The organism is Bacillus sp. JJ1503 (genome assembly GCF_036965125.1).
Classification (GTDB): Bacteria; Bacillota; Bacilli; order Bacillales; family Cytobacillaceae; genus Cytobacillus.
Window position 1 is genome coordinate 62,299 of the sequence record NZ_JBALOZ010000086.1, and the last position, 10,672, is coordinate 72,970.

The following is a 10,672-nucleotide window of genomic DNA, read 5'->3' on the forward strand; positions in this document are numbered from 1 at the left end:
TATGACAAATGAAGCATTGTTAGAAGTAAAGCATCTTAAGAAACATTTTTCTTTAGGAAAAGGACAAATATTAAAGGCGGTTGACGATGTTTCATTCTATATAAAAAAGGGAGAAACGTTCGGAATTGTTGGGGAATCTGGCTGCGGAAAATCGACTGCCGGGCGTACCATTATCGGGCTATATGATCGGACAGAGGGCGAAGTTATCTTTGACGGAAAAAATGTCCATGAAATGAATGAAAAAGAAAAGTTTGCTTTCCATAGAAAGATGCAAATGATTTTCCAAGATCCTTATGCTTCATTAAATCCGCGTTCAACCGTAAAGGAAATCATCTCTGAGCCAATGGAGGTTCATGGGGTATATCCGAATAAGCAGGAGCGACTCGAAAGAGTATATCAATTATTAGAGGACGTTGGTCTTAATAGGGATCACGCCAATCGCTATCCGCATGAATTTAGCGGTGGTCAAAGACAGAGAATAGGTATTGCCCGCTCTCTATCGTTAGATCCAGATTTCATTATTGCAGATGAACCGATTTCCGCGCTGGATGTATCTGTTCAGGCACAGGTCGTCAATCTTCTGAAGAACCTACAAAAGAAGAAGGGGTTAACTTATTTATTTATCGCCCATGATTTATCCATGGTTAAACATATTAGTGACCGGATAGGTGTTATGTATTTAGGGAACCTTGTGGAATTGACGGAAAGCGCTAATCTTTATAAAAATCCTCTTCACCCGTATACACAGGCTCTTTTATCAGCTATCCCGATTCCAGACCCAGATGTAGAAGACAGGCGTGAACGAATTATCTTACAGGGGGAGCTTCCGAGTCCAATTAATCCGCCGAGTGGATGTGTATTTAGAACTCGCTGTCCATATGCGATGGAAGCTTGTGCAACGATGAAGCCTGAATGGCAGGAAGTGGAGGAGAGCCATTTTGTTGCTTGCCATTTATATAATAAAAACGTGACAGGTGACTCTAACAACTCGCAAGTAGCTGTTACGTTGCGTGCGAAAGAGTAATGATGAGTCATGAAAATTTAAAAAAGCAGGTTTCTGAACTTGTTGCTCATTGTGAAGGTAGAGTCGGATTAGTCATTGAAACTTGTGAAGGCCGGATAGAAATCAATCATAATGATAAGTTTTCTGCAGCGAGTCTGATTAAAATTCCTATTTTAATAGAGGGATTTCGACAATGTGAAGATGGACTTCTTGACCTTCACGAATATTTACCCGCTTTCCCCTCTAAAAGAGTAGGAGGCGCAGGGATCATACAAGGTTTGTCGGCTGATTTGAAATTAAAAGTAATCGATTTAATGGCATTAATGATCATTGTTTCCGATAATAGTGCGACAAATCTTTTAATCGATCGAATAGGAATGAATGAAATCAATCAGTGTATAAAAGCTCTAAACCTGCAAAGCACTGAACTTAACCGAAAGATGATGGATTTTGAAGCAAAAAAAATTGGAATGGACAATTATACAACTCCAAATGATATGGTTACTTGCTTAAAGGTCATTGATCAACATCGTTTTTTATCAAAGGAAAACTCAGAAAAGGCTTTTGGTATACTGGAAAAGCAACAATTTAAGAATAAGCTTTCTGAATCGATAGATTTAGAGGCCATGCAAGTTGCTAATAAAACAGGAGAATTACCTGGTGTCGAACACGATTGTGCTATCATTAAGTATGGTGGAAAAACAATTTATGCTGCTGTTTTGATTGATCAGCTTTCCAAGCAGGCAGAAGGCAGGCAGACGCTAGTACAAATCGGCAAGGTGCTTTCTAATTTTATGAAGAGTTGAGTGACGTTCTATCTTAGGGGATAGGGCGTTTTTTTTTCGGGGCTGGAATTGGCTGATAAATCCCCAAATTGGCTGACAAACGGCAGGAATTGGCTGATAAAACAGATCGATTTGGCTAACAAATCCTTAAATTAGCTGATAAATCAATATTTCGCTGATAAGTTATTCGAACTTACTAACAAAATGAAATTTATTCAGCTAATAATGTAAAAAAAGCTTGTAGAAGAACCGTTTCTACAAGCCAACCAGTATATTTTCATCCTGTTAATATATCTTCCTTTGGATAACGCACTTTCTGTTCCTTTTGATGACGGGCAAATGAAAATACTAATGTTAAAGGGCCTAATTTTCCAAGGAACATGATAAAGATAATGATCAGTTTCCCAATTTCAGATAAGTCTCCTGTTAATCCCATTGTGAGTCCAACGGTACCGAAAGCAGACAGGACTTCAAAAGCAAGTTTTATAAAAGGCTGATTTTCTGTAATGGTAAGGAAGAATATCGCGATAAAGATAAACAGGATACTAATCATTGTAATGGCTAAAGCTTTAATAACGAATGTATCAGCAATGGTTTTTCGAAAAACCACAATAGCGTTCTTCCCTCGTATAAAGGTAGTTACAGCTAGAATAAAAATAATAAAGGTTGTCAGCTTAATCCCCCCGCCTGTAGAAGCACTCCCTGCTCCAACAAACATGAGTAAGGTCATGAAAAACGCAGTGGGATCCTCAAGACCGCTGAGATCAACCGTATTAAATCCAGCGGTTCTAGGGGAAACGGCTTGAAAATAAGTGGCCCAGAATTTCTCCCAGCTGGTTAAAGGGCCTAATGTGTTTGGATTATTGTATTCTAAAAGAAAAATAATAATCATTGATGCTATGTTTACAGCAATCGTACTAATAATCATAAGCTTTGAATGTAAAGATAAATCTCGAAATCTTTTTGCTCTTTTCAAATCAATTAAAACCGTAAAACCAATACCGCCAATAATAAATAAAAGCGAAATCACGAGATTAATGACAGGATCACCTACAAAACCCATAAGATTATCTTCCCAAAGAGCAAAACCTGCATTATTGAAGGCTGAAACAGAATGAAACAAACTGTAGTAAAGACCTTTTGCTAAACCGTATTCAGGGACAAAACGTATCGAAAGTAAAATGACGGCGCAGCCCTCAATCGCAAAAGAATAGATAAATAAATTCCGAACAAGCCTAATAACTCCCCCAAGTGAAGTCTGATTTAAAGCATGCTGCATAACGAGCCGCTCTTGAAAGCCTATTTTCCTTCCAAGCATGAAATAAATCAAAACAGCAAACGACATAATACCTAAGCCGCCTAATTGGATGAGACACATAATAACAATCTCCCCAAATAAAGTGTAGGTTGATCCCGGATCAACTACATTTAGACCTGTTACTGTCATAGCAGATGTGGTTGTGAAAAGTGCATCAATCCAAGAAATGGAGTGCTCCGTAGCTATGGGAAGTTTTAATAGGATCGTCCCGACACCAATAAAGAAAGCAAATACAAGTACAAGAAGACGTGGAGGACTGATCTTTAATGTTTTATTCATCATGACTAACATGCACCTTTTTCCCAATAAAACAAAAATGTCTTTGCATGAAAATTCCCCCAATAATTAAGCTCTTTTAAAGAGTTCCCCAAAATAACGTGTTTAATAAAATACTCCTGAAAAAGGGGAATGTCAATAAAAAATTCTTAGTTAAGAAGGGGAGAGAGTAAAGTCTTTTAATAAAAATGAAAAGGAATGGCTCTTTAGAACCACTCCTTTTCTGCATTCATTTCAATATAGTCTTTTAGAATAGCTTTCTTCAAGAGATGTATGAATGGTTTCACTATTTACATCTGGTAAATTAATATGATCTGCTAATATTTGAGGTGGATATGGCAATTGATCTTTGGAGGCCCAAGTTTCTGGGTACCAAAGTTTAGACCGCTTAAAGGCCTTGGCACAATGTATAAAGCACTCTTCTACCTGAACCCCGATGCCAAGTGAAGGGACCTTGCCTTGAACCGCCATTTTTTCGAGAACATCCGAATCTTTAATAATGCATGCTTTTCCATTTATTCTTAAAGTTTCTTCGAGGCCTGGAATGACAAAGATAAGACCGATATGGGGATTAGCAATGATATTCCTCAGCGAATCCATCCGTTTGTTTCCGGGTCTTTCAGGTATAACTATATGTTGTTGATCTATTATATGTACAAAACCTGGCGCATCCCCGCGAGGAGAGGTATCGCAGTTTCCATGTGTATCCGAGGTTGAAATAAATAGAATTGGAGACTTTGCGATAAAATCCTTGCAGTGATGATCTATATGATGGATTACCTTATTTGCCACATTTTTGCTGGGCGTTCCTAATAATGTGCGAAGTTCTTCCTCGGAAGAAATGGTTTCCTTAAAAATCATTATATATTTCCCTCCTAAAAATCTTTCAAGCTCCTAATCGATTCCGGGACATTCTTATAAATCGAAGCTGAGGAATGGAAATGCCGATTAGGATAAGAGCAATTCCAATTGTTTGTGCACTTGTTATTTTCTCCCCCAATATAAGCATGGCAGCGACAATTGCAGCAGGCAGTTCGGCAGACCCAACAATGGTAGCTAGCCCAGCGTCAATTTTCGGTGTTCCAATTGCAAAAAGGACGATTGGAAAAATCGCTCCGAAAAACGCCATGGATAAACTATATTTCCACAGGCCATCGAGGTGAACCCCATTTGTAATAAGCATAGGACCTGCAATGAATAAGAGTACGATAAGTCCTCCAAGTGTAATAAAAACACTTCGTTGAATAGTCGGCACACCTGTTGCCACTTTCCCGCTTGCAAAAATAAATAATGCATACGTAACAGCAGATAAAAATCCATAAACCAAACCATCAATTTGAAGAGGCTGGGCGCTGCTGCTCAAAAGATTACTAGCAAAAACCGTACCAATAATTAGAAAGATGACAGAAAGAATCTTATTTTTGCTTGGCATCTTCTTTTCATATAGGGCTTCTATTAATATACCAATCCATGTGAATTGAAATAAGGAAACAATTGCTAGGGAAGCAGAGACACGCTCGAGGCTTAGTCCATAAAAAATACCTGTCAAGCTTAAGGCAGTGCCGGTTAACATAAGTGCCCCAGCTTGTTTAAAGCTAATTTTTACCCGTTTAATAAATGGATAAGTTATTAAAAGCAACAAAAAACCAAATAAGTACTGGCTGCCAGTTAACTCATAAACCGTATGGCCGGCTGTTAGACCTGTTTTGACGATAGAAGCTAAAATCCCATAACTGCAGGCACCGATGAAAATAAAGAGTGAGTACTTCAAGTTATTCATATGCTGTTGCTCCTTAAACATATTCAATAAGCTAATCTTAACATTTTCTTACAATCCTGAGTGATTATTATTTAAGTATTGGACTTTCTCCTTGAGAAGGCTCCTTGTCATCATCATGAGAAGATTTTCCTAACTCCTTGTTAATAAAATAAAAACCGCTCAATGACACAATCGTAAAGCCCCAGTTTAGTATTTGTCTTAAAATAATTCCTTTATCAAATGCTTCTACACCATATTGTTGAATAAGCCACGTTTTAATAGTTGCCAAAATGATAAACTTAAGGGCAAAGCCAGCGGTAATCCAGCCGAAGATGGTTAATATTTTCTTCTCAAAGAAAAGGGATTTCATCTCTGAACGATCCTGCCCTTGCATTTCAGTCAAATCAAGCGCCATATATAAAAAAATGGGCTTTTTGACAATAATGGTCCCAAAGAAAACAACGCCTAAAATATAGGAATAAATGACATTATTCCAAAGGAGCTGAAGGGCTGAACCTGCTAGTACATCGATGAGGAAGGTAATGATCAGATTGGTTAGTAAATAAATACCGAAGAAGTTAATTTTCTTGAGCTCAAAAAAGCGGTATAGGCTGTAAAGAATACCTGGTACTGTGGATAGAATCATGGCCAAGTAATCACCTAGCCACTCGCGGCCTAAGTTCCATACTGCCAAGGGAAACACAACGTAAAAAACAATATCAAGCAGAACAATATATTTCTTCAAATAACCACATCCTACAAAATAGTTATTGTAATAGTTCACGATTTAGAAGCCAATTCCTCTTTTTAACGGAAAAAGCCAGTGAGAAATCTCACTGACTTTTCATCTGTCTTATATTATTCTCCTAAGTAAGCACTAAGCATCCAAATATGAGTATCAATTTTCCCTATCAGCCCTACAGCTAGATCATTAGTCGCGTCTTCATTATGTTCGTCAGCCATATCGGCTAGCTCTTTTAGCTCCGATTTTAATTGCTTGTAATCGGCAATTAAACTTGAAACCATTTCATCTGAAGTTGTTTCGCCTTTTGTTTCTTCGATCGTTGCCAGGCTTAAGTAATCCTTCATTGTTGCGACAGGTGTTCCGCCAATTGTTAGCAGGCGTTCAGCAACTTCATCTACAACACTTGCAGCCTCATTGTAAAACTCCTCGAACTTCTCATGAAGCGTAAAGAAGAATGGGCCTTTTACTAACCAGTGATAGCGGTGAAGTTTTGTGTAAAGGACACTCCAATTTGCAATTTGAACATTTAATGCTGAATATAAGTTTTCCATAATTTCATCCTCCTCTGTTATGCCTAAATTTATTATAACATATACAATATTAAAATCAATACTAAATTATAATAATTATAATTTAGTATTAAATATTAAAAAACCTAGCCATAAAAGAGCTAGGAGTAATTGTTATTAGTTTTTCTTCTTTTTTCAAATGAATACATAAATAATATTACCAATGATCATTCTCCTTTGATGCATTTCATTTTATGGAGGCACGACATGTTAAAAGTTGAAAGCGGCGTATCAAGCAAAGGCTGAAAAAGTTTAGCATTAAGTGGATAAATCATCTACAATATAGGAAAGGTCGCATTCAGTAAGGAGTTTTATGATGCTCATTAGTTTATTTTTTCTATTAGGTGCCTGCATTAGTGTATTATCTGGTTTCTTCGGGGTTGGCGGAGGATTTATCTTAACCCCTTTGCTCATGCTTATTGGGTATTCTCCTATTGAAGCGGTGACGACAAGTTTATTATTTACACTTGGAACTTCATTTTCAGGAATCACAACACATATCCGCTTAAAAAACATCCTTTGGAAAAATGGAGTCATTCTCGGCATAAGCGGAATTGCAGCCACTCAGCTGGCAAAGCCATTTGTGCTTTTCTTGGAAAATAGAGGCTTGGATGAATGGGTTATCCCGATTTTCTATATCATTTTACTCTCTTATTTTGCAATGAAAATGTTTAAACAAGGGCGTAAGGCAGAGGGGGCTGAAAAAAGCAATCCTGTCGCCCCATCAATGATAAAGATGATCCTTATCGGTGCATTCGCCGGATTTGTTTCTGCAACATTAGGTGTAGGCGGGGGCTTTATTATTGTTCCGCTTTCGGTTGCCTTTTTAGGATTGGAACCAAAGAAAGCAATTGGAACAAGTCTTTTTACCATTTTTCTAATCGTTCCAGTAGCTTTTTTATCCTACGCATTCACGGTTCCGATTAATTATAAAGTAAGTTTGCTTCTTGTTGCAGGCGGCCTAATCGGCTCATCCTTTGGCGCTAAGCTGACGAGATATTATGAAAATAAGGAAATAACCCTGCTGCTTAGCAGCATCTATATTGCAACCTTAATAAGTGTCATCTTTAAACTTATCGGTTTAAGTATAGTCGGACTTATTTTATTAGGCTGCTTTATTCTGTATTTCTTTATTAAATCAATGATGAAGGTTCAAAGCTATCGTGCAAAAATAAAAGGATCAGCATGAAAAAATCGGGCGGAAATGCCCGATTTTTTGTGAATGAGGGGAATGGTACATTAGCTACCTATCATATTAGATTAGTTGGCTCTTTTAGCCACGTATTTGGAATCAGATGCAAACATATAAGCTTTATGGTGGTACCTAATACTGAATATAAGACCCATTGCCATCATATTGCCCATTAAGGAGCTTCCTCCATAGCTTATAAAAGGAAGGGGGATACCTGTAATCGGCAGAACTTGAATGGTCATCCCGATATTTTGAAAAACGTGGAAAGTAATCATACTGATCACACCCACACAAATATAAGTATTAAATGGATCCTTCGTTTCAAGAGCTGTTTTCGTCAAATGATAAATGAGGAGGAAAAATAAACTAATGACCAAACTGCCGCCAATAAATCCATATTCTTCACCTATTACGCTAAATATAAAGTCAGTATGACTATCAGGAATATAAACCTGTCTTTCGCTAAAGCCTTTTCCTGTTAAAAGGCCGGAGCCGATGGCCTGCAATGATTTATACAGCTGCAATCCGGCGCCCTGTTTGTGGCCGGCTGGATCTATCCAGGAGTATATTCGAAACAATTTATACGTTTGAATATTAAAGTGTTTTTCCAAAAACTCAGGCGCCCAAATGACTAGGTATAGAATGGTTCCGCCAAAAACGGTACCTAATCCATAAATGGGGACAATAATCTTCCAAGAGATCCCTGATACTAAAATAATGCCTGTTGCAATAGCGATGATTACTAGGGCTGTACCTAAATCCTCAATAATAATCAGACCTAACGGAACAGCTGTTATGATTCCAAGTTTAAATAAAAGAAATAAATCAGTTTTTATCGTTTTGACGATGAACTTTTCGTAATGATTGGCAATGACTCTGCTTAAGGTAATGATAAGGAAAACCTTAACGAATTCAGATGGCTGAAAGGAACCAAGTGCAGGAACTTTATACCACAGCCTTGCACCCTTTATTTCTGGTACTAAACTTAGAGGTGCTATAAATAACCCAATGAGAAGCAAGATTCCCAGCCCGTAAAGAATCCAAGAGAGTCTTTTAATTTGTTCACTGTCAAAATACATGACAATTCCAATTATCACAATCCCTACTACATAGTTCTTTACCTGGCTCAACACAAAATTACCTTCATATTGTCCAGATGCTTGCCCGCTATATATAGCTATACAACTTATTAAAAAAAATATAAATAAAAGAAGACACAATGTCCAATCGAATCGTTCGGCTACTTTTATTGGCTTATTCATTAAGCATACACCTATTCCTATTATTCTTTCCATTTCATCGTAACAAAGAAAAAATACCCTTTCAATGCCTTTTCCTGCTGCATACTTATATGACGAAAAAATAAGCCTAGAAGTTTCCGAAAATAAAAGCACGGAAAAAGATCCATGCTTTTACATAAGATGATTAATAAACATTGTCGCAATCCCAAAGTATGTCACAAGTGAGAAAATATCATTTAATGTTGTAATTAACGGTCCTGAAGCAACAGCAGGATCGATTTTGAAACGGTACAAAATTAAAGGAATGATCGTTCCTGCTAATGTCCCAATGATTAATGTTAGAAATAAGGAACTGCCAACCACGGCGCCTAGAATTGCGTTGCCTTGCCAAAAAAAGGCAATGAGTGAAATTAAAACTCCGCAAATCAAACCAATAATCAAGCTTACCCCAAATTCTCTCATAATGAGATGAATTACCACTTTCTTGTCGATATCATTAGAAACAAGCCCTCTGACAACGACAGCAAGAGATTGAGTTCCGGTATTTCCTGTCATCCCAGAGATCATAGGCATAAAGAAGGCTAGAGCCACGACTTTCTGCAGAGTTTCTTCATAGCCGCTAATAATACTGCCTGATAAAATTCCGATAAATAAGAGCAAAATCAACCATGGGAGCCTTCGATAGGCAGCTACGAAAGCCTTTGTTTCGAAATCAATCGACTTCCCTGTAGCAGAAAGTTTTTCAAAATCTTCATTTGCTTCCTGAATGACAACATCAATAATATCGTCAACTGTCGCTATCCCCATCAACACATTTTCTTCACTGACAACTGGGATCGCAAGAAAGTCATATCTTTCAACGAGTCTTGCTACTTCCTCCTGATCGGTAGTCACGGAAACCGAAATAACTCGTTCGTACATAATATTTTTAATGACCTCGGTAGGCTCAGCAATCAGGAGGTCACGGTAAGATACAACGCCGACCAGTTTCCGGTCTTGATCAATGACATATAAATAATTGATGGTTTCAGCAAATTCAACAAATGATTTCAGTTTTCCAACCGCGTCCATAACGGTATAATAATCCCGAATCCAAACGAAGCGGTTTGTCATCAACCGCCCAGCTGTTTCTGGCGGATAATTCATAATGTCCTGAACAATTTTGGATTCGCTTTTCTTCATTCCGGAAAGAAGCGAAGCGATTTTTTCAGGGGATAAATCATCCAAGAGAAGAGCTAAGTCATCGTTGTCCATTAAATCGAGAACTTCTCCTGTTTTCTCGATACCTAATTTATTTAAAACCTCAAGCTGATCCTCTTTGCTTAGCTCTTGAATTAAGTCAGCAAGCCGGTCAACATTCATATAAAGCAAAAAACGTGTTTTATGCTTTTCTGGAAGGTCTTCGTAAATTTGGGCAATATCATAAGGCTGCAATTCATCGAGAATGGTTTCAAACTCTTTTTTCTTATTTTCTTTTAATGTTTTAATAATGTGAAGAGTGATTTGATTTTCTGTCATATTCTGAATCATTCAACTCACACTCCTTTCGCGGGAATGAGGTTTAATCTTTAAGGCACTTGCGCCATAATGAATAACATACCATGATTATTATAAAAAAATTTGCTATTGAAAGAAATGCCGTTATGATAAATATAATTGAAACTTTTTTGAGGAAAATAAAATAAAGTGATTCATTACCTTGATTTTTATTGATAAGATGATTCTGTTATTAAATATCTTATTAAATTGACTCTTTTATTCTGAAGATGTAAGCATTTTTTATC

Annotated in this window: 10 protein-coding genes; 3 read left to right on the plus strand and 7 right to left on the minus strand. The window is 37.3% G+C overall.

Going from position 1 to position 10,672, the window contains the following annotated elements:
• Position 1 precedes the first annotated feature (1 nt).
• The gene (locus tag V7149_RS08090) at positions 2-1,024 is read left to right on the plus strand and encodes an ABC transporter ATP-binding protein (RefSeq protein ID WP_335345139.1); all 1,023 of its coding nucleotides are present in this window, start codon (positions 2-4) and stop codon (positions 1,022-1,024) included.
• Positions 1,024-1,809, plus strand: coding sequence for a serine hydrolase (locus V7149_RS08095; protein WP_335345140.1), 786 nt, complete (start codon positions 1,024-1,026; stop codon positions 1,807-1,809). The genes V7149_RS08090 and V7149_RS08095 overlap by 1 nt, the downstream gene beginning before the upstream one ends.
• Positions 1,810-2,065: 256 nt before the next feature.
• Here the strand turns inward: V7149_RS08095 and V7149_RS08100 are convergent, their stop codons facing one another.
• The 5 genes from V7149_RS08100 to V7149_RS08120 all read right to left on the minus strand — a co-directional run bounded on the left by V7149_RS08100 (position 2,066) and on the right by V7149_RS08120 (position 6,437).
• Positions 2,066-3,388, minus strand: coding sequence for a TrkH family potassium uptake protein (locus V7149_RS08100; RefSeq protein ID WP_335345141.1), 1,323 nt, complete (start codon positions 3,386-3,388; stop codon positions 2,066-2,068).
• Positions 3,389-3,616: 228 nt separating this feature from the next.
• Positions 3,617-4,243, minus strand: a complete 627-nt coding sequence (locus tag V7149_RS08105; RefSeq protein WP_335345142.1) for a pyridoxamine 5'-phosphate oxidase family protein — start codon at positions 4,241-4,243, stop codon at positions 3,617-3,619.
• Positions 4,244-4,268: 25 nt separating this feature from the next.
• On the minus strand, positions 4,269-5,162 hold the full coding sequence (locus V7149_RS08110; RefSeq protein WP_335345143.1) for a DMT family transporter: 894 nt from the start codon (positions 5,160-5,162) through the stop codon (positions 4,269-4,271).
• A 67-nt stretch (positions 5,163-5,229) separates the two neighbouring features.
• Positions 5,230-5,886: a VC0807 family protein gene (locus V7149_RS08115; protein ID WP_335345144.1), complete on the minus strand. Its 657-nt coding sequence runs from the start codon at positions 5,884-5,886 to the stop codon at positions 5,230-5,232.
• A 113-nt stretch (positions 5,887-5,999) separates the two neighbouring features.
• Complete coding sequence (locus tag V7149_RS08120; protein ID WP_335345145.1) at positions 6,000-6,437, minus strand: Dps family protein; 438 nt, start codon at positions 6,435-6,437, stop codon at positions 6,000-6,002.
• 334 nt (positions 6,438-6,771) lie between these two features.
• On the opposite strand from V7149_RS08120, the gene V7149_RS08125 reads away from it, so the two are divergent.
• Positions 6,772-7,644: a sulfite exporter TauE/SafE family protein gene (locus V7149_RS08125; protein ID WP_335345146.1), complete on the plus strand. Its 873-nt coding sequence runs from the start codon at positions 6,772-6,774 to the stop codon at positions 7,642-7,644.
• Positions 7,645-7,715: 71 nt separating this feature from the next.
• Here V7149_RS08125 and V7149_RS08130 read toward each other — a convergent pair whose 3' ends face one another.
• Positions 7,716-8,909, minus strand: coding sequence for an FtsW/RodA/SpoVE family cell cycle protein (locus V7149_RS08130; RefSeq protein ID WP_335345147.1), 1,194 nt, complete (start codon positions 8,907-8,909; stop codon positions 7,716-7,718).
• A gap of 150 nt (positions 8,910-9,059) precedes the next feature.
• The gene (gene mgtE / locus V7149_RS08135) at positions 9,060-10,418 is read right to left on the minus strand and encodes a magnesium transporter (RefSeq protein ID WP_335345148.1); all 1,359 of its coding nucleotides are present in this window, start codon (positions 10,416-10,418) and stop codon (positions 9,060-9,062) included.
• Between the last annotated feature and the right edge of the window lie 254 nt (positions 10,419-10,672).

Coding starts and splice junctions, on each gene's coding strand:
- V7149_RS08125 (WP_335345146.1), top strand. CDS start 6,772: ATGCTCATTAGTTTATTTTTTCTATTAGGTGCCTGCATTAGTGTATTA.
- V7149_RS08105 (WP_335345142.1), bottom strand. CDS start 4,243: ATGATTTTTAAGGAAACCATTTCTTCCGAGGAAGAACTTCGCACATTA.
- V7149_RS08120 (WP_335345145.1), bottom strand. CDS start 6,437: ATGGAAAACTTATATTCAGCATTAAATGTTCAAATTGCAAATTGGAGT.
- V7149_RS08095 (WP_335345140.1), top strand. CDS start 1,024: ATGATGAGTCATGAAAATTTAAAAAAGCAGGTTTCTGAACTTGTTGCT.
- V7149_RS08090 (WP_335345139.1), top strand. CDS start 2: ATGACAAATGAAGCATTGTTAGAAGTAAAGCATCTTAAGAAACATTTT.
- mgtE (WP_335345148.1), bottom strand. CDS start 10,418: ATGATTCAGAATATGACAGAAAATCAAATCACTCTTCACATTATTAAA.
- V7149_RS08110 (WP_335345143.1), bottom strand. CDS start 5,162: ATGAATAACTTGAAGTACTCACTCTTTATTTTCATCGGTGCCTGCAGT.
- V7149_RS08130 (WP_335345147.1), bottom strand. CDS start 8,909: ATGAATAAGCCAATAAAAGTAGCCGAACGATTCGATTGGACATTGTGT.
- V7149_RS08100 (WP_335345141.1), bottom strand. CDS start 3,388: ATGATGAATAAAACATTAAAGATCAGTCCTCCACGTCTTCTTGTACTT.